The organism is Bradyrhizobium sp. UFLA05-153 (genome assembly GCF_054185185.1).
Window position 1 is genome coordinate 1 of sequence record NZ_JBBIAM010000134.1, and the last position, 24,403, is coordinate 24,403.

Sequence of the window (24,403 nt, forward strand, 5' to 3'; positions counted from 1 at the left end):
CCGAAGATCTGCTGTCGAACAAATATGGCCACCGGCTCCACTTCTGGGATCTCCGGGCCCGGCGCAACGTCCAGACCATCGACCTCGGTGCCAACCATCAGATGGCGCTGGAGGTGCGGCCCGCGCACGATCCGGTTCGTGAATATGGCTTTGCCGGCGTGGTGGTCGACACCACCAATCTGGAAGGCTCGATCTGGACCTGGTGGCGCGAGGGCGGAAAATTCCACGCCGAAAAGACGGCGACGATTCCACCGGAGCCTGCGCCGAAGGAAAAGCTTCCACCGCTCTTGCAGGGCTTTGGTGCGGTCCCGCCACTGGTGACCGACATCGATCTGTCGATGGACGACAGGTTTCTCTACGTCTCCTGCTGGGGCACCGGCGAGATGCGCCAGTACGACGTCAGCGATCCTCGGAAACCCAGGTTTGCGGGCTCGGTGTACACCGGAGGCATCGTGCGTCGCGCGCCGCATCCGAGCGGCAAGGCCTATGCCGGTGGCCCGCAGATGGTCGAGATCAGCCGCGACGGCAAGCGGGTGTACTGGACCAACTCGCTCTACTCGACCTGGGACGACCAGTTCTATCCCGATGGTGTTCCCGGCGTCGAAGTGATGGCCAATGTCGGTCGCAACGGCGGCCTCGAGCTCGCCAGCGATTATTTCGTCAACTTCCCCGAAGGCTATCGGGCCCACCAGGTGAGACTTGAGGGCGGCGACTGTTCGACGGATTCCTTTTGCTATCCGTCGGCCTAGATTGGGGAGAGGCGAGCCGGACACTCGGCTGGCTCTGGCTCGCTCTCCTTGCGAGCGGCATCTATCACGGCATCAATCCGGGAATGGGATGGCCGCTCGCGGTTTCGGCAGGGCTCATGGAACGAAGTCCGCGCGCGCTGCTTGGCGCGCTCGGAGCGCTGTCGGCGGGGCATCTGCTGGCAACGTTCCTGGTGTTGCTGCCGTTCGCGCTGCTGCTGGCGCTGGCCGAGTGGCAGCGTCCGATCCAGCTCGGCGCGAGCCTGCTGGTGATCGGCTTCGGCGCCTACCGTCTCATCGACCGGCGCCATCCGCGGGCGCTGGCGCGGATACCGCCAACACAGTTGGCGCTGTGGTCGTTTGCGGTTGCCATCGCCCATGGCGCCGCGTTGATGCTGGTGCCGATCTATCTCGGGCTGTGCCAGGCCGCTGACCTCGACGCGGCCCACCAAGCGGCCGGCGCTCTCGTCACGGCGAATCTTGCAATGGCGGTGCTGGTTTCGCTCGTGCACGTCCTCGCCATGGTCGCGGCGGGCGGTTGCCTTGGGTGGCTAGTCTACCGCTATCTCGGTCTCAAGTTCGTATCGCGAAGCTGGTTCAATCTGGATGCGGTCTGGGCTGCGAGCCTCGTCCTGGTCGGCGCCGCCGCGCTCGCATTCAACCTCGTGAGCTGGCGATGAGCCTCACCTCGTCAGCGGCCACTCGCCGATGATGTGAAAGCGTGCCGCGGCGTTTTCCTGCCGGAACAGCGCGATGCGGTCGATGGCGAGCGTTACAAGGCGCAGCTCCGCAAACCGCTTCCGCAGCATCTCGACGATCGGCCCGCGCCGCTCCGCATCGAGCCGGCCGGTGAGCGTCATGTGGAAGCGGAATTCTTCCATCACGTAAGGGTAGCCCCAGCGATCGAGATAATCGCGCTGCCGCTCGGGCAGTCTTTCCGGGGTGCGCCTCGCGCGATCGTCCGCCGTCAGCGGTGCACGAAACGCATCGAAATCGCGCACGCAGTCGGCGGCGAGCTGCGTCAATTCGCGGACCGGCTCGGCCGGGATCACCGCGATGAAGCCGCTGATGGAATCCACGACCGGGCGAATCATGGGGATCGGCCGCGGCTTGCCCGCCAACGCTGCGCACGCCGCAACCAGCTCGGCCTCGGTCTTTCCGCCCGCGAGCGCCATCGGCGCCTTCAGCGTGCCATGAAAACCATATTTGCGGGGATCGGCCGTGACGTCGTGCCAACCGGCTGCAAGCTGCAGCGCATCGGCAGGAAAAGGCAGCTCACGGCCGGTGTGGGCATCATAGCCGAGCAGCTCGGCGCCGAAGCGCGACAGCGCGCTCTCGGCATCGGCGGCATAGTAGATCGCGTAGCGGGGGAAACCTGTCATCGCCTCAGATATATAGCGGGTTTAGACGGCGGCGATAGCCTCACGCGGCGCCGCGGCTGAGCCCAGCAGGCGCGTGCCATCGGTGAGTTGGACGAGCTTGCCTGCGGCGATCACCGCGACCACTCGCGGCCGCAGCGGCACGGTGTCGTCGACCAGCAGGATGTCGGCGCGCCGTCCCTCCTTGATCATACCGCGATCGGACAGGCCTGCGGCCTCTGCCGGTGCTTCCGAAATCAGCTTCCAGGCCTGCGCCAGCGGAAGCACGCCATCAGCCACGAGCCGGAAGGCGGCGAGCAATTGCGCCGGATAATAATAGTCGGACGCCAGCACCGAGCAGAGCCCTTTGGCGATCATGTCGGACGCCCTGGTCCAGCCGGTGTGGCTGCCGCCGCGCACCACGTTCGGCGCGCCATAGATGATGGCGTCACCGGCCGCCGCGGCCTCGCGCGCCGTCTCCTCGTTGACCGGAAATTCGGCGATCGTGACACCCATATCACGATACGCCTTGCGCATCGCCGGTGTCGCGTCGTCATGCGAGAGCATCCGCACCTCGGCCACGCGCGCCGCGGCGGCGAGCCGCGCAGTCGACGCCGGAACGTCCGCCGCGCGAGCGGCGACGCGGCCGACCAGCTCTTCAAGGGCCGCGTCGGACAGTCCGGTCCGGTCGACCAGGCGGCCACGCTTGTTTGGCTTCGCCAGATCGCGGATGGTCGAAGCCATGTGATCGTTGAAGGCGAACAGATCGATCCGTCCTTCGGCGAGCCATTGGCCGATCTCGTCCTCCGCGTCGAGATTGTAGGTCTCGTGCCGCAGATGGAAGCGGATGTCGGCGGCAAATTGCGGCCGCAAGCGCTCGATCGCCTCGAGCAGGCGCCGTGCATTGTCGCCAGAGCGCAAGCCCGGCTCCCACGACCAGGTCGTGCCATGGAAGACGGTGGTGATGCCGTTGCTGACGGCCTGCCGGTCGCTGTCGGCGAGCGCCACGTCGATCGGGAAGTCGACGCCCGGGCGCGGCATCATCTGCCGCTCGAAGGCGTCGCCATGCAGGTCGACGATGCCCGGCAGGACCAGCAGGTTGCGGGCGTCGATTGCGAGCCGCGCGCGTCCGCGTCCGATCTCCGCGATATCCTGCCCGGAAACAACAAGTGACGTTTCGACGATCTCCGAGCCGATCAGGGCCCGGCCGCCCTCAAGAAAAATTTCGGTCACGCGAGGATGCTTCGCTTGCTGGGGGAAGAATGGTTGGCAACGAGCCGTGCTTCGTACTTTGCGAGGAAATCTTCAATCCCGAGCCTGCGGAAATCAGGCAAGGCCTCGCGCAAGCTTTCGTGATCCCAGTCCCACCAGGCGAGCCTTGCCAGTCGGCCGGCGATCTCGTCAGAGAACCGCCGCCGGACCGGGCGGGCCGGATTGCCGGCGACGATGGTGTAGGCGGGCACGTCCTTGGTGACGATGGCGCCTGCCGCCACCACGGCACCAGTGCCGATATTGCGGCCCGGCAGCACGATCGCGCCATGGCCGATCCAGACGTCGTGGCCGATATGGACATGATGCTGGCGCCGCCAGTTGAAGAACTCGTCCTCGTCGCTCTCGCCCGGAAAATAGGCACTGGCACGATAGGTGAAATGGGCCTGGCTGGCGCGGTGCATCGGGTGGTTGCCGGGATTGATGCGCGTCATCGCTGCGATCGAGCAGAATTTTCCGATCGTCGTGTAAGTGATCTGGGCATCGTTCACGACGTAGGAATAGTCCCCCATCCTCACCTCGTGCAGGATCGTGCGCGCGCCGACCTCGCAATAGGCGCCGAGCTTGGTCTCGTGCAGCTTGGCGGTGGGATCGATGGTCGGTTGGACCGAAAGCGCTTTGGCGACCATGGTGCGTCCGTCAACAGGGGAGGGGAGTTCGTCTTCGAGCGGCTTGATGACGATGTCATGACGAGGAGATGACAGGGGACGACGTGCGTAGCATCGCCGCACCGCAGTGCCGCTGTCACACAAATGTAAAGCGGTGGCGTTAGCGGTTGGGCCCAGCTAGTTGGGAGCCCCTGCATGCTGGTGGTTGAAGGTCTGACGTGCCGCTTCGGCGCAAAAGCCGCGGTGGACGGTGCTTCGTTTGAAATCGCCCCCGGCGGCTTCGTCGGCGTGATCGGCCGTTCCGGCGCCGGCAAGTCGACCCTGCTGCGGACCATCAACCGCCTGGCGACGCCAACAGAGGGGCGCATCCTGTTCGACGGCGTCGACGTCACCGCGCTGCGCGGCAAGGAGCTGCGGCAATGGCGCGCCCGTGCCGCGATGATCTTCCAGCAATTCAATCTCGTCGGTCGGCTCGATGTGCTCACCAATGTGCTGATGGGGCGCCTTGCCGCGATGCCAGCCTGGCGCTCGCTCACGCAGGCCTGGCTCGAAGAGGACAAGGCGCTGGCGATGTCGGCGCTGGAGCAGTTCGACATGGCCTCGCTCGCGGCACAGCGTACCGACCAGCTCTCCGGCGGACAGCAGCAGCGCGTTGCGATCGCCCGCGCGCTGGTGCAGCAGCCTGATCTGATCCTCGCCGACGAGCCGATCGCCTCGCTCGACCCGCGCAACACGAAGATCGTGATGGATGCGCTCTTACGCATCAACAAGCATTTTGGCATCACCGTGATTTGTAACCTGCATTCGCTCGATCTGGCGCGCAGCTATTGCGACCGCCTGATCGGCATGGCGGCGGGCCGCGTGGTGTTCGACGGCGCGCCGTCGGCGCTCACCGAGCACGTCGCGCGCGAGCTCTACGATCTCGAAGCCAGTGAAGTCATGGGCGGCGTGCCGCTGCCCGTGCCCGAAGCCGTTCCGGCGCTCGGCACCGCTGCCGCCGCCTGAGCTGCGACCCAAGTTTTGCGTTCACCGCGTCCAACCGATCAAGAGGGTATCATGATCACTCGTCGCATCGTCCTTGCCGGCGCCGCCGCACTGGCCTTCACCGCATCCGCGTCCGCCGAGGACTGGAAAACCAAATATCCGGAGATCACCTTCGCCGCGATTCCGGCCGAGAACGGCTCGGGCGTTACCGAGCGCTACGCCCCTTTCATCAGCTATCTGTCCAAGGAACTCGGCATCAAGGTCACGCTGCGTGTTGCCAATGACTACGCTGCCCTCATCGAAGGCCAGCGTGCCGGCAACATCCATATCGGCTATTACGGTCCGGCGTCCTTCGCGCGCGCCCGCCTCACCGGCGTGAAGACCGATGCCTTCGTCATCGACGTCAACTCCGACGGCTCGAAGGGCTATTACTCGGTGTTCTACGTGCTGGCGAAGTCGCCGTACCAGAAGATCGAGGACCTCAAGGGCAAGAATCTCGGGCTTGTTGATCCGAATTCCACTTCTGGCAACAACATGCCCCGCTTCAAGCTGAACCAGATGAGCATCGATCCCGACGCCTATTTCTCCAAGGTGGTCTTCACCGGCAGCCACGAGAACGCCGTTCTCGCGCTCGCGCAAGGAACCGTCGACGTCGCCGCCAACTGGTGGAACGCCGATGACGATTCCAACCTGACCCGCATGCTCAACAAGGGCATGGTGAAGTCAGCCGACGGCACGGTGATGAAGAAGGAAGACTTCCGCATCGTCGTGAAGTCCGACCTCATCATCAACTCGCCCTACGCCTATCTCAGCGACCTGCCGGAGGACATGAAGGCTGCGATCAAGAAGGCCTTCCTGGAGGCGGCGCAGAAGGATCCCGAGGCGTTCAAGAAGCTCTCCGACGGCAAGAACAAGCCCTGGGAGCCGATCGCCACCGACGACTACAACAAGACGATCGAGCTGATCAAATTCGTCGACAACCTGCGTAAGAAGGCGTCCTGATCAAACGGGACGACGCACCTGGAGCCGGGTCAATCGACCCGGCTCTTTTCTATATCGAGCATTGTCCGCTGACCCCATGACCATCGCGGTTTCGATCCTTCCCGAGCAGCAACTGACGGCGCTGAACGCGGCCTACCGCCAGGCCGTGGCGCGCAAGCGCCTGCGGCTGTTCGCCGGCGCCGTGGTGTTCATCGCCGCACTGATCCTAGCCGCGGTCGGGGCTGAAGTGAACTTGCGGACGCTGTTCACCTATTTCGGCAACTTCGTCAGCTATTTCGATCGCATCCTCACCCTCGACAGCGGCCAGCGCGTCTGGACCGATCCCGGCGAGTGGCTGTGGGGCTGGTACAAATGGGGCAAGCTGCTCGGCGAGACGCTGCTGATCAGCTATGTCGGCACGCTGATCGGCGCGGTCTGCGCCTTCTGCCTGAATTTTTTCGCCGCCGAAAACACTTCGCCGGCGCCCTGGTTGCGCTTCACCGTGCGCCGGCTGCTCGAATTCGCCCGCACCGTGCCGGGCATCGTGTTCGCCCTGATCTTCGTCATGGCCTTCGGGCTCGGACCGATGGCCGGCGTGCTGGCGATCGCCATTCACTCGACCGGCGCGCTCGGCAAGCTGTTCGCCGAGATCGTGGAGAATGCCGACATGAAGCCGGTCGAAGGCGTGCGCTCGACCGGCGCGAGCTGGCTGTCCTGCATGCGCTTTGCCGTGCTGCCGCAGGTCTCGGCCGGCTATGTCAGCTACGCGCTGCTGCGCTTCGAGATCAATGTTCGCGAATCCTCGGTAATGGGTTTCGTCGGCGCCGGTGGCATCGGCCAGGAGCTCGTGGTCGCGATCCGCAAGTTCTATTACTCCGACGTCAGCGCGATCCTGCTGATGATCGTGCTCACGATCTTCGTCATCGATATCACCACCGGTTGGCTGCGCGCGCGGCTGTTCGGCAAGGATGCGCGGTCATGAAGGAGCTTGAGAAGCCGGACACGGCGGCGCTGCGGGCGAAATATCCCGATGCCTTTGAACGGCCGGCTGCGGCGCGCCTTGCGACACCTGCCATGATCGCAGCCGCGCTCGCCGTCTTCATTTTCGGCCTGCACGATCTCGGCTTCGAGCCGGCAAGGTTCATCGCGGGACTGAAGCAGCTCGGCTGGATCACCATGATGATGATCCCGCCCGATCCCGGAACGTCGTTGCCGCTTTATCTGAAGGCGCTCGGGGAGACGCTGTCGATCGCGCTGCTCGGCACCACACTCGCCGCAATGCTGGCGCTGCCGGTCTCCCTGCTTGCGGCGCGCAACATCGTGCCGCCGAACATCATCCGCTTTCCGGTGCGGCGCTTCCTCGATTCGATCCGCGGCGTCGATACGCTGATCTGGGCGCTGGTCTGGATCAATGTGGTCGGCCTTGGCCCGTTCGCCGGCGTGCTCGCGATCATGGTTTCCGACTTCGGCGCGCTGGGAAAGCTGTTTTCGGAGGCGATCGAGGCGGCCGACAAGAAGCAGGTCGAGGGCATCAGGGCGTCAGGTGGCAGTGCCTTGCATGAGATCCGCTTCGGCCTGATGCCGCAGGTGCTACCGGTCATCGCCGGTCAGGTGCTCTACTTCATCGAATCGAACACGCGTTCGGCCAGCATCATCGGCATCGTCGGCGCCGGCGGCATTGGCCTTCAGCTCGCCGAGCAGATCCGCGTGCTGGAATGGCAGAAGGTGTCGTTCCTCGTTCTGATGATCCTGGTCGCGGTCGCCGCGATCGACTTCATCTCCGGAAAGCTGCGCTTCGCCATTATCGGCAGGCGGGCTGTGGCGTAGAGCGCGAACTCTTCCCTTCTCCCCTTGTGGGAGAAGGTGGCGCGAAGCGCCGGATGAGGGGTCTCTTTCCGCAAACTCGATAGCCAGCGGCACTCGCGGAGAGAGACCCCTCACCCGGACCGCATCTGCCGATGCGATCCGACCTCTCCCACAAGGGGAGAGGTGCACCTACTGCGGGGCAACGCGTTCACCCATTCTCCACCAGAAACTCCACCCGCTCCGCCGCAAAGCGCGAGCGCTTGGTCACTAGCGGCTTGCCGTCGGGGTCGACGTCGGTCGAATCGACCACCAGGATCGGGCGTCCCAGCGTAAGATCGAGCCGCGCGGCGTCGGTTGCATCGACGATGCCGGCCGTGATCCGGGTCGAGCCGCGGCGGTAATCGCGGACGCCGTAATGCGCGAGCAGCTTTGTCATCGAGCGCGTGGCGGCGAACACCGCACCCGCATCAGGAAAGAGTTCGGCTGACAACCAGGACGTCGAGACGCAGATCGGCGTCCGGTCGGCAAAGCGCACGGATTCGATCCGGACCAGCGGCGCGCCGGTCTTCACGCCGAGTTCCCGTGCGAGCTCCCGGCTCGCAACATCCTCCGACGCCTCGATCAGCTGCCCGCGCGGCTCGCGGCCGCCGGCGCCGACGATCTCCGAGAAGCGCGTGCGCGAGCGCAGGGGATAGGCGAGCTTCTGCGCCTCGACATAGGTGCCGCTGCCGCGCTCGGCGCGCACCAGGCCGCGCTCGGCGAGCGCCGCTAGCGCGCGCCGAACCGTATGACGGTTCACACGATAGGTCTCGGCGATCTCCATCTCGCCCGGCAGCTTCTCGCCGGCGCCAAAGCGGCCGTCGGCGATGCCGCGCTCGATGCCGTCGGCGACCAGGCGCCACAGCGCGACCCCGGAAGAGGCGGTGTCCTGAAGGCTCATGTCGACCGGAAGCCCATCTCCAAAATCACAGGATCGTCATGAAACAGTCATGGCGCTTCATTATCAAGTTGTCTATTATCATAGACAACTTGGATTCGGCAAGCCTGGTGACCGACGTGACCCCGCAAGACAGCCTCAAGACCCGGCGCAAGGCGGCGATGGCCGTGCTGGTGCATGCGGAAGCGAGCGACATCGCAGGCCGCCTCCGCGGCCTCTCGCTGCCGCGACATGATGACCTGCGCGAGCCCGAGAACGGCCTCGTGATGCTGCGCGGCCGCGTCGGCGGCGATGGCGCACCGTTCAATCTGGGCGAGGCTACCGTGTCGCGCGCCGCGGTGCGGCTTGCGACCGGCGAGGTCGGTTTCGGCTATACGCTCGGCCGCGACGGTGAGAAGGCCAGGCTGATCGCGCTCTGTGACGCGCTGGTGCAGTCGGAAGAGTTTGCGGGCGGCGTCGAGCGGGAGGTCGTCGCGCCGCTGCGCGCGGAGCTGCTTGCGCGGCAGGCGCAGCGCGCCGCGCAGACGGCCGCAACGAAGGTTGATTTCTACACCATGGTGCGCGGTGAGGGGTGAGGCCATGACCACGATTGCGGAACTGCCGCCGGGCTTCGCCGACAAGGTGTTGTCGGCGCAATCGACCTTTCGCTCGGTGATGGACGCGATGGCGCGGCCGGGCTCGGTGCAGCGCATCGTGCCGATCGCGGGGGCGCCCGGACCGATGATGCGCGGCACGGCGGCGATCGCGCTCACGCTGTTCGATCACGACACGCCGCTCTGGCTCGATGCGCGGATGTCTGAAAGCTCCGACGTGCTGAAATGGCTGAAGTTCCACACCGGTGCGCCAATAGTCCAGGATTCCTCGATCGCGAGCTTTGCGCTCATCGCGGATGGTGCCGCGCTTCCGTCGCTCGATCGCTTTGCGCTCGGCAGCAACGAGTATCCGGACCGCTCGACGACCTTGATCCTGCAAGTGGAGAGCCTCGACGCAGGCGCCGCCTTTGAGCTGCGCGGCCCGGGCATTGATGGCATGACGAGGCTTCAGGTGGCGATCCGGCCCGCCGACCTGTTCGAGCGCCTGCGCATCAACGACGCGCTGTTTCCGCGCGGCATCGACGTTGTGCTTGTCGCTGATGACGCCGTGGTTGCGATCCCGCGCACCACGCGGGTCGTGAACAAGGGAAGTTAACGTATGTATGTCGCAGTCAAAGGCGGCGAACGCGCCATCGAGAACGCCCATCGCCTGCTGGCGCACGCGCGGCGCGGCGATCAGGGCGTTCCCGAAATTTCGCTCGATCAGATTTCCGAGCAGCTCGGCCTTGCCGTCGATCGCGTCATGAGCGAAGGCTCGCTCTATGATCGCGAGCTTGCTGCGCTTGCGATCAAGCAGGCGCGCGGCGACCTGATCGAGGCGATCTTCCTGGTCCGCGCCTTCCGCGCCACCTTGCCGCGCTTCGGCGCGAGCGAGCCGGTCGACACCGGCGCCATGCGGGTGCAGCGGCGGGTGTCATCGACCTTCAAGGACATTCCGGGCGGGCAGATCCTCGGGCCGACCTTCGACTACACGCATCGCCTGCTCGATCCGGGTCTTGCCGAAGGTTTCGTGCCGGATGAGCCGGCGACGGCCAAAGCCTCGCCTGCGGCCACGCCGCGCGTGACCGACATTCTCGGTCGCGATGGCTTGATTGAGCCGTCGCCGCAAGCAGAAGACGGCGTGCCCATCGGCGATCTCACGCGCGAGCCGCTGAATTTTCCAGCCGATCGCGACCTGCGGCTGCAGAATCTCGCACGCGGCGACGAGGGCTTTCTGCTGGCTATGGGTTACTCGACCCAGCGCGGCTATGGCCGCAACCATCCGTTCGCCGGCGAGATCCGCTTCGGCGAGGTCGAGGTCGAGTTCTTCGCCGAGGACGTCGGCTTCGCCGTGCCGCTTGGCGCGATCGAGCTCACCGAATGCCAGATGGTCAACCAGTTCAAGGGCTCGGCGACGGAAGCGCCCTGCTTCACGCGAGGCTATGGCCTCGCCTTCGGCCAGAGCGAGCGCAAGACCATGTCGATGGCGCTGGTCGATCGCGCGCTTCGGGCGCGCGAGCTTGGCGAGGAGGTGCTTGCGCCGGCGCAGGATGAGGAATTCGTGATGTCGCATTCCGACAACGTCCAGGCCACCGGCTTCGTCGAGCATCTGAAGCTGCCGCACTATGTCGACTTCCAGTCCGAGCTTGGCCTGCTGCGTAAGCTGCGACAGGAATTTGCCGAGGCCAACGACGTCGAGCCGATGAAGGAGGCCGCGGAATGAACGCGCCTGTCTACAATTTTGCCTATCTCGACGAGCAGACCAAGCGGATGATCCGCCGCGCGATCCTCAAGGCGATCGCGATTCCCGGCTACCAGGTCCCGTTTGCCAGCCGCGAAATGCCGATGCCCTATGGCTGGGGCACCGGTGGCGTGCAGGTCACGGCCGCGATTCTCGGGCCCGATGACGTGCTGAAGGTAATCGACCAGGGTTCCGACGACACCACCAACGCGATCTCGATCCGGAAATTCTTCGCCAAGACCGCGGGCGTCGCCACCACGACTGCGACGATTGATGCGACCGTGATCCAGACCCGTCACCGCATCCCGGAGACGGCGCTTGGGCCAAACCAGGTGCTGGTCTATCAGGTGCCGATCCCCGAACCCCTGCGCTTCCTCGAGCCGCGCGAGACCGAGACGCGGCGCATGCATGCGCTCGCCGAATACGGCTTGATGCATGTCAAGCTCTACGAGGACATCGCTCGCTTCGGCCACATCGCTACCGCTTACGCCTATCCGGTGAAAGTGAACGCGCGCTACGTGATGGACCCGTCGCCGACGCCGAAATTCGACAACCCCAAGATGGACAATTGCCCGGCGCTCCAGCTTTTCGGTGCCGGCCGCGAGAAGCGCATCTATGCGATCCCGCCCTACACGCAGGTGGTGTCGCTCGATTTCGAGGATCACCCCTTCGAGCCCTACCGCTTCAACGCACCCTGCGCGCTGTGCGGTGCGGAGAATTCGTATCTCGATGAGATCGTCACCGACGACAAGGGTGGGCGCATGTTCGTGTGCTCCGACACCGACTATTGCGAGGGCCGCCAGGCCGCCGGCCACCACGGCAGCCTGAGCGCCGCGCCGTACAAGGAGAAGGCGCAAGGGGAATCAAATGGCTGAGCCTGTGCTTGAGAACGATCAGCCACTGCTGGTCGCGGAAGCCTTGAGCAAATCCTACGGCAGGATCGCCGCCTGCCGCGACGTCTCCTTCGCGCTCTATCCGGGCGAGGTGCTGGCGATCGTCGGCGAATCCGGCTCCGGCAAGTCGACGCTGCTCCAGCTTCTCTCCGGCCAGCTTGCGGCGAGCAGCGGCCATGTGTCCTACCGGATGCGCGATGGCGTCACGCGAGATCTCGCCACGCTCGGCGAAGCCGAGCGGCGCTTCCTGTTCCGCACCGATTGGGGCTTTGTGCATCAGGATCCCGCGCAGGGCTTGCGCATGGCGGTCTCCGCCGGCGCCAATGTCGGCGAACGGCTGATGGCCGTGGGATGGAATCACTACGGTCGCATCCGCGACACCGCCTCAAACTGGCTCGAGCGCGTCGAGATCGACGTCGCGCGCATTGACGATGCGCCGAAAACCTATTCCGGCGGCATGCGGCAGCGCCTCCAGATCGCCCGCAACCTCGTCACCGAGCCGCGCCTCGTCTTCATGGATGAGCCGACCGGCGGCCTCGATGTCTCCGTGCAGGCCCGCCTGCTCGACCTCTTGCGCAACCTAGTTGCCGAATTGCATCTCGCCGTCGTCATCGTCACCCACGATCTCGCGGTGGCGCGCCTGCTGTCGCATCGCGTGATGGTGATGAAGGGTGGCCGCGTCATCGAGACTGGGCTGACCGACCAGGTGCTCGACGACCCGCGCGAGCCCTATACTCAACTTCTCGTCTCCTCGATTCTGCCGCCATGAGCCGCCTGATGACTGCCATGATCGACGTCGCCGATGCGCAAAAGACCTTTACGATGCACCTCCAGGGTGGTGTCGAGCTGCCCGTGGTCCGCGGTGTAACGTTCCACGTCAATCCCGGCGAATGCGTCGTGCTGTCCGGCCCGTCGGGCGCGGGCAAGTCGTCGATCCTGAAGATGATCTTCGGCAATTATCGCTGCGACGGCGGCCGCATCGGCATCCGCCATCGCGGCACGCTGATCGACCTTGCCAGCGCCGAGCCGCGGCAGATCCTCAATGTCCGGCGCGACACGATCGGTTATGTCAGCCAGTTCCTGCGCGCAGTGCCGCGCGTTGCGACAGTCGAAGTCGTCGCCGAGCCGCTGATCGCGAGCGGCGTGGCGCGGCCCGAGGCACAACATCGCGCAGGCGCGCTTCTGCATCGCCTCAACATTCCCGAGCGTCTCTGGCAGCTTCCGCCCGCCACCTTCTCCGGCGGCGAGCAGCAGCGCGTCAACATCGCGCGCGGCTTCATTCCGGAGCTGCCGATCCTGCTGCTCGACGAGCCGACCGCCTCGCTCGACGCCGCCAACCGCGCCGTCGTGGTCGAGCTGATCGCCGAGAAAAAACGCAAGGGCACAGCCATGGTCGCGATCGTCCATGACGACGAGATCCGCCATCTGATCGCCGACCGCATCGTCGACGTCACCAGTTTTGCCGCCGCGGCGTGAAGGACCTGGAAATGAACGTGAAGCCGAATGAAACCGTGATCGCCAACGCCAGGATCGTGCTGGCTGACAGCGTGATCGAGCAGGGCTGGATCGCCCTTGCAAAGGGGCGCATCGCCGAGATCGGCGAGGGCAGGGCGCCTGCGGGCGCCGAGGACGCCTGCGGCGATCTGATCACGCCGGGCCTGATCGAGCTGCACACCGATCATTTGGAAGCACACTACGTACCGCGTCCAAAGGTGTTCTGGGATCCCGTCGCCGCCGTCATCTCGTATGATGGGCAGCTCGCGACATCAGGCATCACCACGGTGCTGGACTCGCTGCGGGTCTGGCGCGAGGACGGAGCCGAGGAGGTCGATGGCCGCGCCGGCACGCTCGCCGCTGCGATCGCCACGGCGCGCGGGAAGAATCTGCTACGCGCCGATCACTTCCTCCATCTGCGCTGCGAGATCCCGATGCCGAGCGTGGTCGAGGAGGCCAAGGAGTTGGTCGGCCGCCCCGACGTCCGGCTGATGTCGCTGATGGATCACACACCGGGCCAGCGTCAGTTCCGCGACGAAGTCAAGCTGCGCGACTATTACCGCGGCAAGAGCGGCGGCATGACCGACGCCCAGCTCGATGAGCTCTTTGCCAGACGCTTCACCTACCAGCAGACCTATGCCACGACCAACATGCGCGAGATCGTGGCGTTGGCGAAGGACTACAAAATTCCGCTGGCGAGCCATGACGACACCACCGAGGAGAACGTGACCGACGCGATCCGCGACGGTGTCGCGGTTGCGGAGTTTCCGACTACGGTGGAAGCTGCGCGCGGCCTGCACGCAGCCGGCATCGACATCCTGATGGGCGCGCCGAACGTGGTGCGCGGCGGCTCGCATTCCGGCAACATCGCCGCCGTCGATCTCGCGCGCGAGGGGCTCCTGGACATCCTGTCGTCCGACTACATCCCGTCGAGCCTTTTGATGGCTGCGCTGCAACTGCCGCAGCATGTGCCGGCGATCAGCCTTCCGGCCGCGATCCGCACGGTGACGAAGGCGCCGGCCGAGGCCGTCGGGCTTTCCGATCGCGGCGAGATCGCGGTCGGCAAGCGCGCCGACTTGATCCGCGTCCATGTCGCAGGCAGCGTTCCCGTGGTCCGCAGCGTCTGGCGGGAAGGAGGGCGCGTCGCATGAGCGAAAGCCCGTCAATTGCGCCACAACAGATCGCGGCGATCGGGCACGGACGTCTGGTTCTGGTCGTTGGTCCCAGCGGAGCCGGCAAGGATACGCTGCTTGGTCTTGCCAAAGCGGCCCTCACTGAAGATCACGATGTGGTCTTTCCGCGCCGGATCGTGACGCGGGAGGCGTCCGCAGCCGAGGACAATGTGTCCGTGACTGCGGACGAATTCCGCCGCGCGCTGGACCACGGCGATTTCGCTGCGCATTGGCAGGCACATGGCCTCTCATATGCGCTGCCGATCGAGATCAACGACGATATCCGTGCCGGCCGCGCGGTCGTCGTCAACGTCTCGCGCACGGTGATCGGCGCGCTGCGCCAGGCCTATGCCAACGTCGTGGTGGTCGCGATCACGGCGCCGCCCGACGTCCTTGCCCAGCGCCTCGCCGCGCGGGCGCGCCGCAGCGACGGCAACATCACGGAGCGGCTCAGCCGCAACGTCGACGACGCAGCGGCGCATGCCGACGTCACGATTGTCAATGCCGGCAGCGCCGATTATCACAGCCGCCAGCTCGTCCGGCTGATCCGCAACGAATGCTGGCGCGAGTAGCAATGGAGCAGGTGGAATGACGGTGATTGCGACGGTCGAGGAGCTCGAGGCCATCTATGGCGTCACCAACGACGCCTCGACCGTGAAGGTCGCCGATCACGTCACGCCGCTCTACCGCGTCTTCATCGAGACATCGCCCTTTGCCGCGCTGGCCACCATTGGTCCGGAGGGCATCGACTGCTCGCCGCGCGGTGATCTGCCGGGCTTCGTGCGCATCCACAACGAGAAGACGCTGATGCTGCCGGACCGCCGCGGCAACAACCGCATTGATTCCTTGCGCAATATCGTTCGTGATCCGCGCGTCTCCCTGATGTTCCTGATCCCCGGTTCCGGCAACGCGATCCGAGTCAACGGCCGGGCGCACATCTCGGTGGATCCGGAGCTGCTCGCCTCCTTTGAGGTCGACGGCAAGGCGCCGCGCAGCGTCATGGTGATGACCATCGATGAGCTCTATTTCCAGTGCGCCCGCGCCATCGTCCGCTCCGACCTCTGGAATCCCGACAAGCGCGTCGATCCGAAGACTCTACCGACGCCCGGCCAGATCCTCGCCGAGATGAGCGAGAACAAGGTCGGCGGCGAAGAGTACGACCGCGCGTGGCCCGCCCGCGCGGCCGCGACGATGTGGTGATACTGTCTTACCCTCTCTCCCGTTCTTCTCCTCTCCCTCTCCCCGTTCTTACGGGGAGAGGGTTGGGGTGAAGGGCTGCTTCCACGCAAACGGTGAAAGGCGGATTCGCGGAGAGTCCCCCTCACCCGGATTGCATCTTCGATGCAATCCGACCTCTCCCCGCGAGCGGGGCGAGGTGAAGCGACCGCGAGATTATTCCATTTGTCGGGCGATGCGGCGAGAGAAGCGCCCACGCGCCTCCGCGCGAAATATGGATAGCCATTTCATTGACCGATCGCGTCAATCGCCCGATATTCGTCGTATCGAAACTGCTCCCGCGATGCCGAAGACCGCAGCATGAGAACGAATGACCAGCGAGTTCAAAGCGACATGCGCAAGCGCATGACGCGCCGCTGTTTCTCTGCGGCGACCGGCCGCTGTTGTTGTTGCTGATCGTCACTTCAGCCGCACCTGCAATCGCAAATTTCAGAGACAGAAACGCCGACATCCTCGGCGAACGAGCAGCCATGACCCAAGCCTACATCATCGAAGTCCACGACCGCACCGCCGGCATCATCGCGCGAGATGCGCGCGGTTTCCGCTTCTTCTCCTCCGAGCGCCTGTTCGACAGTCTCGAAGGCCGCCAGTTCCGTTCCGCTCGTGACGCCGAGCGCGCCGCACGAGCCGTGTTCTCCGAACGGCGCCATCTCCTCAATCAATCGCTTTTCGCCATCTGAAGCGGCAACGATAAGGAATCATCTGTCATGATCACACGACGATCCATCCTGACCACCGCCCTGCTGCTCGCAACCGCGCTGGCCGCTCCCGCGCACGCCGAAGACAAGCCGACCGAAATCCGGATCGGCACGCAGAAAGGCGGCTTCTTCCCGGCGGTGCGACAACGTCACACGATCGAGGATGCCTTCAAGCCGCTCGGCATCGAGATCAAATGGGTCGACTTTCAGTTTGGTCCGCCGCTGCTGGAAGCCATCAATGTCGGCAGCGTCGATTTCGGCTATGTCGGTGATGCGCCGCCGATTTTCGCTCAGGCCGGCAGCGCCAAGATCCGCTATGTCGCGGCGGTGAAATCGGACGGTACGTCCCAGGCGATCATCGTACCGAAGGATTCGCCAATTCACACGCTCGCCGATCTCAAGGGCAAGCGCATCGCCTTCGGCAAGGGATCGAGCGCGCATAATCTCCTGGTCGCGGCGCTCGAGAAGGGCGGCGTCGCCTGGAGCGACATCACGCCGGCGCCGCTTGCGCCGGCCGATGCGACAGTGGCATTCGTCAAAGGGGCGGTCGATGCCTGGTCGATCTGGGACCCGTACTTCGCGCTAGCCGAGCTGAAGGAGGGCGCACGCGTGCTCGTCCTCGACAAGGACGTACACAAGCCGAACTCCTTTTACATCGCCGGCTCCGACTTCGTCGAAAAATACCCCTCGCTGGTCGCAAAGCTCAACGCGACGTTTGCAGCCGAGGGCGTCTGGGCCGAGAGCCATCACGAGGAGGTGGCGAAAGCGCAGGCCGAGGCGACCGGCGTCGATATCGAGGCGATCAGGCGCTTCGTCGATCGCTCGAACAATCGCGTCGTGCCGCTCGATGCGGAGGTGATCAGGAGTCAGCAGGCGATCGCCGACCGCTTCGCAAAGCTTGGTTTGATCCCGAAGTCGATCGACGTCTCGAGCGTCGTCTGGAAGTGGAATCCGGGTTCCTGAACCCGAACGCTCATCTTCATCAACTCCGGCGGCGCGCCCTGGTGCGCGCCGCCTTCTTTGCGGCGGTGGAACGAGCCTTCGCGCCCTTGGTGCGGCTCGCCTTGCGCGCGGCTGCAGAACGCGAGGCTGCGCTACGCCGGCTCGCAGCACGCTTGGCCTGCTTCGAGAGCGCGCGGCGTGAAGCGGCCCCGCGCGGCTCCTTCTTCAGCACATTCTCCACGGCGCGTGAGACGCGTGGCCGGCGCTTTGGATGCCGTTTGCCCTGGCCGGCCTCATAGGCATATTTGGCGCTGCGGCGCGTCGCCTTCTTCGTACGCCCTTTGCGAGGTGGCGGCAGGTCGACGCCGGCGCGTCGCGCCTCGGAAAGACCGATGGCGATGGCCTGGCGCGTCGAACGCGCGCCGTGCTTGCCCTTGCGGATCTTGTCGATCTCGTCCTTCACGAATTCGCCGGCCTGCGTACTCGGCGATTTGCCTTCGCGTTTATCTTGCCTGGCCTTACGAATGATTTCTCGTCTTGGCATGAGTCAGGTTCCCTTCAGAAGATTGACAAGGGAGTCCTGACCGCAACGCGCAGAACGGCAGATTGATCCTCTTTAGCCCTTCAACGCCGCCAGCAGATCGTCGGGGCGCTCCGCCATGATCATGTGGCCCGCGCCCGGCACCACGACGGTCTTCGCATGCGGGATCGCCGCTGCGAGAGCCCTGCCGGCTTTCGCCGGCGTCATCATGTCCCGTTCGCCCAGAATCAGCGTGGTCGGCACTTTTACAGTCGCGGCCGCCGCGAGCGCGTTGCCATAGGAATTGCAGGCTGACAAATCCTTGAACAGCACGCCCGGCTCGCAGTGCTTCAACACGGCTTGCGCGCCGCCGTGCATCCACAGACCCGGTGCGAGGCTGCCGCCGAGCTCGGCCTTGAAGCCAAGGCCCCAGATCGAGACCATGTCGATCGCGTCCTGGTCGTTGGCCTCTGCGGCCTTCAACAGATCAGGCCCGACCGTCATGGTTGCGGCCGTGCCGATCAGGCTCAGCGCCGAGACCCTGTCGGGGTGGCGCGCCGCGGCCTCCAGCGAGATCAGGGATCCCATCGAATGGCCGATCAGGTGCGCTTTCGCCACGCCGGCCGCGGCGAGCAGGGCGGCGGTCCAGTCCGCCATTTCCGCAATGCTGGACAACGAGGGTCCAGACGAGCGGCCGTGGCCGGGCAGGTCGGGGGCCAGCACGGAATAGCCGTGATGGGCGAACCAGCGCGTATGCAACGCCCAGGTCGAGTGATCAAAACCCGCGCCATGGATGAACACGACGGCAGGCAGCGACTTGTCGAAGTCGCGGCCGCCGGTTGCGACAAACACCTCGGCGCCGTTGACGGAGAGCTTCATGGCTTTCAGACCTTTTGCGAGATGCGCAGCGCTTGGGCGAGATCATCGATGATGTCGGAGGCGGTCTCGATGCCGACCGACAGACGAACCAGCTCTTCCCCGATGCCGGCCGCCTTGAGCTGCTCGACATCCATCTGCTGATGCGTGGTGCTCGCGGGATGGATCACGAGGGTCTTGGCGTCGCCGACATTGGCGAGATGGCTGATCATGCGGAGCTGTTCGATGAACTTGCGCCCCGCAGCGCGGCCGCCCTTGATGCCGAAGGAGACGATCGAACCGGCGCCGCGCGGCAGCAGCTGCTTTGCGAGCTGATAGTCCGGGTGGGTCTCCAGCGAGGGATGCAGCACCCAGTCGACGGCCTTGTTGGACTTCAAGGCCTCCAGCACGGCGTGCGTGTTCTGCATGTGACGGTCCATGCGCACGGGAAGTGTCTCGACGCCTTGCAAGAGCTGGAACGCGTTGGTTGGCGACATGCAGGCGCCGAAGTCGCGCAATCCTTCCGTGCGCGCGCGCATGATGAAGGCAGCCGTGCCGAACTGCTCGTCGAAGACCATGCCGTGATAGCCGGCATAGGGCTCGGTGAGCACGGCGAACTTGCCCGACCCGCGCCAGTCGAAGCGGCCGCCATCGACGACCGCGCCGCCGATCGCGATGCCATGGCCGCCGATCCACTTGGTCGCCGAATGCATCACGATGTCGGCGCCGAGCTCGATCGGCCGACTGAGATAGGGCGTGGCAAAGGTGTTGTCGATCAGAAACGGAATTTTCGCATCATGCGCGATATCAGCGACCTTCGGGATATCAAGGACTTCCAGCCCCGGATTGCCGATCGTCTCGCAGATCACGAGTTTTGTATTCGGCCTGATCGCGGCACGGAACGCATCGTGGTCGCGCGGCTTCACGAAGCTCGTGGTGATGCCGAAGCGCGGCAGCGTGTGTGCGAGCAGGTTGATGGTGCCGCCATAGAGCGAGCTCGACGCAACGATGTGGTCGCCGGCATTGAGAAGTGTAGCGATAGCCAGATGCATCGCCGCCTGGCCGCTGGCGGTGCAGATCGCGCCGACGCCGCCCTCCAGCGCCGCAAGCCGCTCCTCCAGCACGCCCGTGGTCGGATTCGAGATCCGCGTGTAGATGTGGCCGGCGCGCTCCAGATTGAACAGCGCCGCCGCATGGTCCGTATCCTGGAACACGTAGGACGTGGTCTGGTAGATCGGCACCGCACGGGCGCCGGTCGCGGGATCCGGATGCTGGCCCGCATGCAGGCTCAGGGTTTCGAAGGCAGGCGGCTTGGGTGCGGGCATGCTTGGCCTCGTTGGTCGGTCGGCGGGGATGGCCGTTGTGCCACAAATCGACGCGCGGCGTCAGCCTGTACGTCGACCGGGCCGGATTACGGCGAGATGATGCGGTCGCGCATCGCGATCATCACGGCCTGCGTGCGGGTCGCCGCGCCGAGCTTTTCGCAGCAGCTCTTGATGTGGGCCTTCACCGTGCGCCCCGTGATGTTCAGGGCATCGGCGATCTCGTCGGTGGATCGGCCAAGCGCCGCCTGCGTCAGCACCTCGCGCTCACGGAATGACAACGCGAGCTGCGGGACGTCGGGCCGGCCGCGCAGTCGCAGCGCCCGGTCGAACGCATAAAGCGCCATGAGATGGAGCGCGGGCATTTCACGGTCCGGCAGCTCGATCGCGGCGCCGCCGAAATAGACCTGCCCGATGCGGCCCGTGGGCGAGGCGACCGGGATCATGAAGCCGTCCACCATTCCGAAGTCGCGGGCGCGCCGAACCAGCTCGGCGGCGCGCGGCTCCCGTTCCGGATCATAGGGCGCCTCCCTGAACCAGCGGAACGGCCGGAGCGTTGCCTTGCAATGGCGCAGCGCCGGATCGTCCCAGACATATTGTGCTTCCGAATACATATCCAGGAAGCCGGCAGGCAGCCGTTCGGCGAGAACGGCCTCGCGCGCAGGTTCGGTCGACAGCGGGGCGACATAGGTGCAGCAGAAATAGTCGAATCCATGCTGGCCGAGCGCGCGGCCCATGGCGTCGACAACGCTGGCTGCGTCGGGAAGTGTCCCGACATTCTCGACGAATTCGAACGCGCGACTGCGGATCACGTCCATCCAGCATCCCCCGAGCGGACTTTGACGGATCGTCGCTGCGCGACCCGGCCCGGCCATCGAGTGTAGGACGCCGAGTCAGCGCTCGCAACCAGCGGAGCTAACTTCACGTCCGCGGGTCGTCGCAGGCTGGTGACTTGCTATTCGGTCCCGAATTGCCGATGAAATTCATCGCGCTCGAACATCAGACAAAGGGACAAGCCGAATGACTGCCGAAACCATCATGACTGCCGACGAAATCGGGTTGACCAGGGTCGCTCCGGTCTCGCGCCGCGCCTTCATGAGCGCGACCGCGGCGGTCGCAGCGGGCTACACGCTTGCCGCGGGACCCGTTCGCGCCGAAGTCATCACCACCGACACGACCGGCCTTCAGGCCGGGGATGCCACGATCAAGGTCGGCGAGGGCGAAATGCCCGGCTACTATGCACGTCCGGCCGGCGTCAGCCGTCCGCCGGTGGTCCTGGTGGCGATGGAGATTTTTGGCCTCCACGAATACATCAAGGACGTGACGCGGCGCCTCGCCAAGCTCGGCGCCCTTGCGATCGCGCCCAACTATTACTTCAACAAGGGCCCGGATCTGACCAAGATCACCGACGTCAACGAGCTCCGGCCGATCGTCAACGCCAAGCCGGATGCCGAGCTTTTCGCCGATCTCGACGCGACGGTTGCATGGGCCGCGTCGCAGGGCGCCGACACCAGCAGGCTCGGCATGATCGGATTCTGCCGCGGCGGGCGCTACGTCTGGGAGTATGCCGCGCATAGCGATGCGCTGAAGGCGGCCGCTGCGTTCTACGGCTCGCTCGTCGATCCCGCCAATCCGTTGTGGCCGAAGAGCCCGCTTCAGCTCGCGCCCGAGATGAAGGCGCCCGTGCTCGGCCTTTATGGCGAAGCCGATACCGGCATTTCGGTCGCGCAGGTGGAGCAGATGAAGGCCGCCCTCGGGCAGAACAAGAAGACGGCCGAGTTCAAGATCTACAAGGACGCCCCGCACGGCTTCCACGCCGACTATCGCCCCAGCTACCGCAAGGACGCAGCGGAGGATGCCTGGGCCCAGACGCAGGCCTGGTTCAGGAAATACGGCGTTCTGAGCTGACGGCTGCGTACGCAGCACGCGGGCGGCGTCATGCGTCGCCCGTCGAGCTGATTTATTCGCGCACCCGTGATCCTTCTTCTCCCGGACTGGAGATGCCGAGCCGCTGGGCAATCGTGACGAGCCGAGCTACCGATTGAACGTTCATTTTTTCCATGATCACTTGCCGATGCGCCTTGATCGTTCGCTCGGCACAGCCAAGTTCGCGCGCGGCATGCTTGTTTGTCTTGCCCTGTACAATGATCTCGAAGACCTGCCGCTGGCGCGGACTCAGCGTCGACAGCCGGGCCCGAAGCGCTTCCAATTCGCCGTTGCGTGCGCGTTCCGTCTCGTAGCGCGTCATCGCCGCTTCGATTGCACTCAGTAGCTCCGTCGAGCTGACTGGCTTGGTGAGGAAGTTGTCTGCTCCCGCCTTGATCGCTTTCACCGTGAGGCTGATGTCCGGGTAGCCGGTCAGAAACACGATGGGCAGCGTCGAGCCGAGCTCGGTCAAACGGCTTTGAAGCTCAGGCCCGCTCAAGTCCGGCATCCGGACATCCAGAAGTATGCAGCCACCGGCATCTGGTTCCGGCGGCTGGTCCAGCAACTGCTGAGCCGATGCATAGGTGACGACGCGGTAGCCGGTCTTTTCTAGTAGTCGCTGGATAGCTGTTCGGAATGACACGTCGTCATCCACGACATGGATGATGCCGCGCATGTTTCTCCTGGGACGAAAAGTAGCTGTGCTTGCCTGTTATTCTTGTTTGTCCGTACAGCGCCTTCACGCCCGGCCAAGTCTCCTTCGCCTTCTATCGATTTGAAATCGTCGAAAGCCAATTAAACTTATGAAAGCTGGGGAGTAATCTCCTTATCGCGAATGCCTGCCATGTGCGCGATCAAGCCAAACGGTTTTCAATTACCGATGGAGGGCAGAGCGAAGGATCGCATCGCGATAGTTCCGTCGATTGCGTGCCGTTTTTCTTTCCGCAAATTAACGAGGCTTCAGCGCCCAACCCGGATAGAACGGCGAGCGGCGGGGCTTCCCAAAACCAAGACGACAATTGTGAAGTTTGACGAACAGGAGCGCGGTGCGCTGAAGCGTGCCGGCTTTTCCGTCGCGGACGATTACGAAGCGGCCTACCTCGAAGCCCTCGTCGTGATCGGTGCGCACGACGACGAGACCTTGTGGCTGACGATTACTTTGCCGAACTCCACGCGGGTGGTGTGCGCCTTGCCGCGCGCTGAGACCATCGTCGCCATTGATGAGAACGGCTGACACCCGTCCCCAAGATCGGCCGATCCTGGGGCGTCAGTCGCGCGCAGAAAGCGCGCTGCGGCCGCGATCATGGATTTTTGCTGCTGATTTGCCCGACGCGCCAGATGTCTTCGGCATCCCCTGGCGGCGATGGCGCGCTACTTTGCATGGGGTTGTTTTCGATGTTTCGGTTGGGACCGAGACCGACGCCGGTCTCGCGGCTGCCGGAGATGATCGTGGGATGCGCTCGCTAGCCGGAAGGGCCTAGCGGCGGGCGGCGATCGCGGTCAGCTCAAGCTTGACGCCCGGGCCGAGATCCGCGACGCCGACCGCGGCACGTGCCGGCAGATGTTCCGCGGTAAAATAGCGCTTCCAGACCTTGTTGAGCGCCGCCTTGTCGGCGAGATCGGTCATGTAGATCGTCACCTGCAGAACGCAGGAGAGATCTGAGCCGGCCCCCTCGAGCAGGGTCTTCAGCTGGCGAAACACATCGTTGGCCTGCCCCGCCATGTCGAGCCCGGCATCCTCGGGAACGACGCCGCCGAGATAGAGCACGCCGTTATGCTCGACGATCTCGTGGAGCAGTCCTTCATAGGGCAGGGAACGTTTGATCAAGATGGCATCCGTGAGGGGCAGGACGAGACGTCGTCGGCAAATGGGATTGGCTGGTGCTGCCGGACAGGATTGAACTGTCGACCTCTCCCTTACCAAGGGAGTGCTCTACCACTGAGCTACGGCAGCAGATGCTGGCAAAGAATCGGGCCGCGACATGGGCCCACCAAGCGGGGCGATCTCTGCCACAAGCCCCCCTTCTGTGCAAGCGCGCTGGCTCCGCGAAATCGATAAATGGCCCGGTTGCGTGCCCGAAGGGGCCAATTTGCCCCGAAATGACCCGCTTTGGGGCGATTTGGTTCCGCAAAATCCCCAGCCAACTGGCCAGTTGGCCGAAACCCTGAATTCGACCCATTCTGGCCGCTTCGTTGTTTCGGCCGGCCACCGCCCCTTGAGCTGTCCTCGTTCGATGGCATCCTGTCGTCGATCATGATTGGTGAGGGTCGTGTCCCCCGTGATGGTGTAGCTCGGTAGAGCAAAGCCGTCCGCACGCGCGCCCTCAAATAGCGCCGTAGCGG

At 64.7% G+C, this 24,403-nt stretch carries 29 protein-coding genes and 1 tRNA gene; 19 read left to right on the forward strand and 11 right to left on the reverse strand.

Annotated elements, in window-relative coordinates:
- Positions 1–749, forward strand: a 749-nt coding sequence (locus Q2941_RS43250) for a selenium-binding protein SBP56-related protein (protein WP_458196339.1), incomplete at its 5' end; no start/stop codon positions are given.
- An 83-nt stretch (positions 750–832) separates the two neighbouring features.
- On the forward strand, positions 833–1,426 hold the full coding sequence (locus Q2941_RS43255; protein WP_458196359.1) for a hypothetical protein: 594 nt from the start codon (positions 833–835) through the stop codon (positions 1,424–1,426).
- A 3-nt stretch (positions 1,427–1,429) separates the two neighbouring features.
- On the opposite strand, the gene Q2941_RS43260 is transcribed toward Q2941_RS43255, so the two are convergent.
- From Q2941_RS43260 to Q2941_RS43270, 3 genes are read right to left on the reverse strand one after another with little or no spacing between them, the layout of a single operon-like run.
- Positions 1,430–2,128, reverse strand: a complete 699-nt coding sequence (locus tag Q2941_RS43260) for a DUF1045 domain-containing protein (RefSeq protein ID WP_027520746.1) — start codon at positions 2,126–2,128, stop codon at positions 1,430–1,432.
- 21 nt (positions 2,129–2,149) lie between these two features.
- Complete coding sequence (locus Q2941_RS43265; protein ID WP_458196340.1) at positions 2,150–3,337, reverse strand: alpha-D-ribose 1-methylphosphonate 5-triphosphate diphosphatase; 1,188 nt, start codon at positions 3,335–3,337, stop codon at positions 2,150–2,152.
- Entirely contained in the window at positions 3,334–4,002 is a 669-nt protein-coding gene (locus tag Q2941_RS43270; protein WP_458196341.1) for a transferase hexapeptide repeat family protein, read from the reverse strand. Before Q2941_RS43270 ends, Q2941_RS43265 begins: the two co-directional genes overlap by 4 nt.
- A 174-nt stretch (positions 4,003–4,176) precedes the next feature.
- Here Q2941_RS43270 and phnC point away from each other — a divergent pair, with 174 nt between their 5' ends.
- From phnC to phnE (Q2941_RS43290), 4 genes are all read left to right on the forward strand, one after another.
- A complete protein-coding gene (gene phnC, locus Q2941_RS43275) occupies positions 4,177–4,986 on the forward strand; it encodes a phosphonate ABC transporter ATP-binding protein (RefSeq protein ID WP_027520743.1) in 810 nt (269 codons plus the stop codon).
- Positions 4,987–5,037: 51 nt separating this feature from the next.
- Positions 5,038–5,967: a phosphonate ABC transporter substrate-binding protein gene (gene phnD, locus Q2941_RS43280; protein ID WP_254110095.1), complete on the forward strand. Its 930-nt coding sequence runs from the start codon at positions 5,038–5,040 to the stop codon at positions 5,965–5,967.
- Positions 5,968–6,043: 76 nt separating this feature from the next.
- Positions 6,044–6,928 (forward strand): phosphonate ABC transporter, permease protein PhnE, encoded by an 885-nt coding sequence (phnE, locus tag Q2941_RS43285; protein ID WP_458196343.1) that lies wholly within the window; start codon positions 6,044–6,046, stop codon positions 6,926–6,928.
- On the forward strand, positions 6,925–7,773 hold the full coding sequence (phnE, locus tag Q2941_RS43290; protein WP_458196344.1) for a phosphonate ABC transporter, permease protein PhnE: 849 nt from the start codon (positions 6,925–6,927) through the stop codon (positions 7,771–7,773). The genes phnE (Q2941_RS43285) and phnE (Q2941_RS43290) overlap by 4 nt, the downstream gene beginning before the upstream one ends.
- Positions 7,774–7,960: 187 nt before the next feature.
- On the opposite strand, the gene phnF is transcribed toward phnE (Q2941_RS43290), so the two are convergent.
- On the reverse strand, positions 7,961–8,692 hold the full coding sequence (gene phnF / locus Q2941_RS43295) for a phosphonate metabolism transcriptional regulator PhnF (RefSeq protein WP_458196345.1): 732 nt from the start codon (positions 8,690–8,692) through the stop codon (positions 7,961–7,963).
- Positions 8,693–8,850: 158 nt separating this feature from the next.
- On the opposite strand from phnF, the gene phnG reads away from it, so the two are divergent.
- The 11 genes from phnG to Q2941_RS43350 all read left to right on the forward strand — a co-directional run bounded on the left by phnG (position 8,851) and on the right by Q2941_RS43350 (position 17,458).
- Complete coding sequence (phnG, locus tag Q2941_RS43300) at positions 8,851–9,264, forward strand: phosphonate C-P lyase system protein PhnG (protein ID WP_035660899.1); 414 nt, start codon at positions 8,851–8,853, stop codon at positions 9,262–9,264.
- A gap of 4 nt (positions 9,265–9,268) precedes the next feature.
- On the forward strand, positions 9,269–9,877 hold the full coding sequence (gene phnH / locus Q2941_RS43305; protein ID WP_458196346.1) for a phosphonate C-P lyase system protein PhnH: 609 nt from the start codon (positions 9,269–9,271) through the stop codon (positions 9,875–9,877).
- A gap of 3 nt (positions 9,878–9,880) precedes the next feature.
- A complete protein-coding gene (locus tag Q2941_RS43310; protein WP_458196347.1) occupies positions 9,881–10,984 on the forward strand; it encodes a carbon-phosphorus lyase complex subunit in 1,104 nt (367 codons plus the stop codon).
- Positions 10,981–11,877, forward strand: a complete 897-nt coding sequence (locus tag Q2941_RS43315; RefSeq protein WP_458196348.1) for an alpha-D-ribose 1-methylphosphonate 5-phosphate C-P-lyase PhnJ — start codon at positions 10,981–10,983, stop codon at positions 11,875–11,877. Before Q2941_RS43310 ends, Q2941_RS43315 begins: the two co-directional genes overlap by 4 nt.
- Positions 11,870–12,664: a phosphonate C-P lyase system protein PhnK gene (phnK, locus tag Q2941_RS43320; protein WP_027520734.1), complete on the forward strand. Its 795-nt coding sequence runs from the start codon at positions 11,870–11,872 to the stop codon at positions 12,662–12,664. Before Q2941_RS43315 ends, phnK begins: the two co-directional genes overlap by 8 nt.
- A gap of 8 nt (positions 12,665–12,672) precedes the next feature.
- The gene (gene phnL / locus Q2941_RS43325) at positions 12,673–13,371 is read left to right on the forward strand and encodes a phosphonate C-P lyase system protein PhnL (protein ID WP_458196349.1); all 699 of its coding nucleotides are present in this window, start codon (positions 12,673–12,675) and stop codon (positions 13,369–13,371) included.
- 11 nt (positions 13,372–13,382) lie between these two features.
- Entirely contained in the window at positions 13,383–14,540 is a 1,158-nt protein-coding gene (locus tag Q2941_RS43330; protein WP_458196350.1) for an alpha-D-ribose 1-methylphosphonate 5-triphosphate diphosphatase, read from the forward strand.
- On the forward strand, positions 14,537–15,133 hold the full coding sequence (gene phnN / locus Q2941_RS43335; RefSeq protein ID WP_458196351.1) for a phosphonate metabolism protein/1,5-bisphosphokinase (PRPP-forming) PhnN: 597 nt from the start codon (positions 14,537–14,539) through the stop codon (positions 15,131–15,133). Before Q2941_RS43330 ends, phnN begins: the two co-directional genes overlap by 4 nt.
- A gap of 16 nt (positions 15,134–15,149) precedes the next feature.
- Positions 15,150–15,761 carry a pyridoxamine 5'-phosphate oxidase family protein gene (locus Q2941_RS43340; RefSeq protein ID WP_458196352.1) on the forward strand — a complete coding sequence of 204 codons (612 nt, stop codon included), beginning with the start codon at positions 15,150–15,152 and terminating at the stop codon, positions 15,759–15,761.
- Positions 15,762–16,267: 506 nt separating this feature from the next.
- On the forward strand, positions 16,268–16,477 hold the full coding sequence (locus Q2941_RS43345) for a hypothetical protein (protein ID WP_027520729.1): 210 nt from the start codon (positions 16,268–16,270) through the stop codon (positions 16,475–16,477).
- A 27-nt stretch (positions 16,478–16,504) separates the two neighbouring features.
- A complete protein-coding gene (locus Q2941_RS43350; RefSeq protein ID WP_027520728.1) occupies positions 16,505–17,458 on the forward strand; it encodes an aliphatic sulfonate ABC transporter substrate-binding protein in 954 nt (317 codons plus the stop codon).
- A gap of 19 nt (positions 17,459–17,477) precedes the next feature.
- Here the strand turns inward: Q2941_RS43350 and Q2941_RS43355 are convergent, their stop codons facing one another.
- The 4 genes from Q2941_RS43355 to Q2941_RS43370 form a co-directional block, all read right to left on the reverse strand.
- On the reverse strand, positions 17,478–17,981 hold the full coding sequence (locus Q2941_RS43355) for a DUF6496 domain-containing protein (protein ID WP_254110104.1): 504 nt from the start codon (positions 17,979–17,981) through the stop codon (positions 17,478–17,480).
- Between the two features lie 72 nt (positions 17,982–18,053).
- Positions 18,054–18,836 (reverse strand): alpha/beta fold hydrolase, encoded by a 783-nt coding sequence (locus tag Q2941_RS43360; RefSeq protein ID WP_458196353.1) that lies wholly within the window; start codon positions 18,834–18,836, stop codon positions 18,054–18,056.
- Between the two features lie 5 nt (positions 18,837–18,841).
- The gene (locus tag Q2941_RS43365; protein WP_254110106.1) at positions 18,842–20,137 is read right to left on the reverse strand and encodes an O-acetylhomoserine aminocarboxypropyltransferase; all 1,296 of its coding nucleotides are present in this window, start codon (positions 20,135–20,137) and stop codon (positions 18,842–18,844) included.
- Positions 20,138–20,223: 86 nt separating this feature from the next.
- Positions 20,224–20,952, reverse strand: coding sequence for a helix-turn-helix transcriptional regulator (locus Q2941_RS43370; protein ID WP_458196354.1), 729 nt, complete (start codon positions 20,950–20,952; stop codon positions 20,224–20,226).
- A 202-nt stretch (positions 20,953–21,154) separates the two neighbouring features.
- Between Q2941_RS43370 and Q2941_RS43375 the strand changes: the two genes are divergently transcribed.
- A complete protein-coding gene (locus Q2941_RS43375; RefSeq protein ID WP_458196355.1) occupies positions 21,155–22,042 on the forward strand; it encodes a dienelactone hydrolase family protein in 888 nt (295 codons plus the stop codon).
- 52 nt (positions 22,043–22,094) lie between these two features.
- Here Q2941_RS43375 and Q2941_RS43380 read toward each other — a convergent pair whose 3' ends face one another.
- Positions 22,095–22,736 carry a response regulator transcription factor gene (locus tag Q2941_RS43380; RefSeq protein ID WP_458196356.1) on the reverse strand — a complete coding sequence of 214 codons (642 nt, stop codon included), beginning with the start codon at positions 22,734–22,736 and terminating at the stop codon, positions 22,095–22,097.
- A 168-nt stretch (positions 22,737–22,904) separates the two neighbouring features.
- Between Q2941_RS43380 and Q2941_RS43385 the strand changes: the two genes are divergently transcribed.
- On the forward strand, positions 22,905–23,294 hold the full coding sequence (locus tag Q2941_RS43385) for a hypothetical protein (RefSeq protein WP_458196357.1): 390 nt from the start codon (positions 22,905–22,907) through the stop codon (positions 23,292–23,294).
- A gap of 243 nt (positions 23,295–23,537) precedes the next feature.
- On the opposite strand, the gene Q2941_RS43390 is transcribed toward Q2941_RS43385, so the two are convergent.
- Positions 23,538–23,888: a RidA family protein gene (locus tag Q2941_RS43390; protein ID WP_458196358.1), complete on the reverse strand. Its 351-nt coding sequence runs from the start codon at positions 23,886–23,888 to the stop codon at positions 23,538–23,540.
- 51 nt (positions 23,889–23,939) lie between these two features.
- Positions 23,940–24,014 (reverse strand) — tRNA-Thr (locus Q2941_RS43395).
- Between the last annotated feature and the right edge of the window lie 389 nt (positions 24,015–24,403).

Excerpts from the sequence above, each read along its gene's own strand:
- Q2941_RS43255 (WP_458196359.1), top strand. The coding sequence starts at position 833 with ATGGGATGGCCGCTCGCGGTTTCGGCAGGGCTCATGGAACGAAGTCCG.
- Q2941_RS43260 (WP_027520746.1), bottom strand. The coding sequence starts at position 2,128 with ATGACAGGTTTCCCCCGCTACGCGATCTACTATGCCGCCGATGCCGAG.
- Q2941_RS43270 (WP_458196341.1), bottom strand. The coding sequence starts at position 4,002 with ATGGTCGCCAAAGCGCTTTCGGTCCAACCGACCATCGATCCCACCGCC.
- phnC (WP_027520743.1), top strand. The coding sequence starts at position 4,177 with ATGCTGGTGGTTGAAGGTCTGACGTGCCGCTTCGGCGCAAAAGCCGCG.
- phnD (WP_254110095.1), top strand. The coding sequence starts at position 5,038 with ATGATCACTCGTCGCATCGTCCTTGCCGGCGCCGCCGCACTGGCCTTC.
- phnE (WP_458196343.1), top strand. The coding sequence starts at position 6,044 with ATGACCATCGCGGTTTCGATCCTTCCCGAGCAGCAACTGACGGCGCTG.
- phnE (WP_458196344.1), top strand. The coding sequence starts at position 6,925 with ATGAAGGAGCTTGAGAAGCCGGACACGGCGGCGCTGCGGGCGAAATAT.
- phnF (WP_458196345.1), bottom strand. The coding sequence starts at position 8,692 with ATGAGCCTTCAGGACACCGCCTCTTCCGGGGTCGCGCTGTGGCGCCTG.
- phnG (WP_035660899.1), top strand. The coding sequence starts at position 8,851 with ATGGCCGTGCTGGTGCATGCGGAAGCGAGCGACATCGCAGGCCGCCTC.
- phnH (WP_458196346.1), top strand. The coding sequence starts at position 9,269 with ATGACCACGATTGCGGAACTGCCGCCGGGCTTCGCCGACAAGGTGTTG.
- Q2941_RS43310 (WP_458196347.1), top strand. The coding sequence starts at position 9,881 with ATGTATGTCGCAGTCAAAGGCGGCGAACGCGCCATCGAGAACGCCCAT.
- Q2941_RS43315 (WP_458196348.1), top strand. The coding sequence starts at position 10,981 with ATGAACGCGCCTGTCTACAATTTTGCCTATCTCGACGAGCAGACCAAG.
- phnK (WP_027520734.1), top strand. The coding sequence starts at position 11,870 with ATGGCTGAGCCTGTGCTTGAGAACGATCAGCCACTGCTGGTCGCGGAA.
- phnL (WP_458196349.1), top strand. The coding sequence starts at position 12,673 with ATGACTGCCATGATCGACGTCGCCGATGCGCAAAAGACCTTTACGATG.
- Q2941_RS43330 (WP_458196350.1), top strand. The coding sequence starts at position 13,383 with ATGAACGTGAAGCCGAATGAAACCGTGATCGCCAACGCCAGGATCGTG.
- phnN (WP_458196351.1), top strand. The coding sequence starts at position 14,537 with ATGAGCGAAAGCCCGTCAATTGCGCCACAACAGATCGCGGCGATCGGG.
- Q2941_RS43340 (WP_458196352.1), top strand. The coding sequence starts at position 15,150 with ATGACGGTGATTGCGACGGTCGAGGAGCTCGAGGCCATCTATGGCGTC.
- Q2941_RS43345 (WP_027520729.1), top strand. The coding sequence starts at position 16,268 with ATGACCCAAGCCTACATCATCGAAGTCCACGACCGCACCGCCGGCATC.
- Q2941_RS43350 (WP_027520728.1), top strand. The coding sequence starts at position 16,505 with ATGATCACACGACGATCCATCCTGACCACCGCCCTGCTGCTCGCAACC.
- Q2941_RS43355 (WP_254110104.1), bottom strand. The coding sequence starts at position 17,981 with ATGCCAAGACGAGAAATCATTCGTAAGGCCAGGCAAGATAAACGCGAA.
- Q2941_RS43360 (WP_458196353.1), bottom strand. The coding sequence starts at position 18,836 with ATGAAGCTCTCCGTCAACGGCGCCGAGGTGTTTGTCGCAACCGGCGGC.
- Q2941_RS43365 (WP_254110106.1), bottom strand. The coding sequence starts at position 20,137 with ATGCCCGCACCCAAGCCGCCTGCCTTCGAAACCCTGAGCCTGCATGCG.
- Q2941_RS43370 (WP_458196354.1), bottom strand. The coding sequence starts at position 20,952 with ATGGACGTGATCCGCAGTCGCGCGTTCGAATTCGTCGAGAATGTCGGG.
- Q2941_RS43375 (WP_458196355.1), top strand. The coding sequence starts at position 21,155 with ATGACTGCCGAAACCATCATGACTGCCGACGAAATCGGGTTGACCAGG.
- Q2941_RS43380 (WP_458196356.1), bottom strand. The coding sequence starts at position 22,736 with ATGCGCGGCATCATCCATGTCGTGGATGACGACGTGTCATTCCGAACA.
- Q2941_RS43385 (WP_458196357.1), top strand. The coding sequence starts at position 22,905 with ATGTGCGCGATCAAGCCAAACGGTTTTCAATTACCGATGGAGGGCAGA.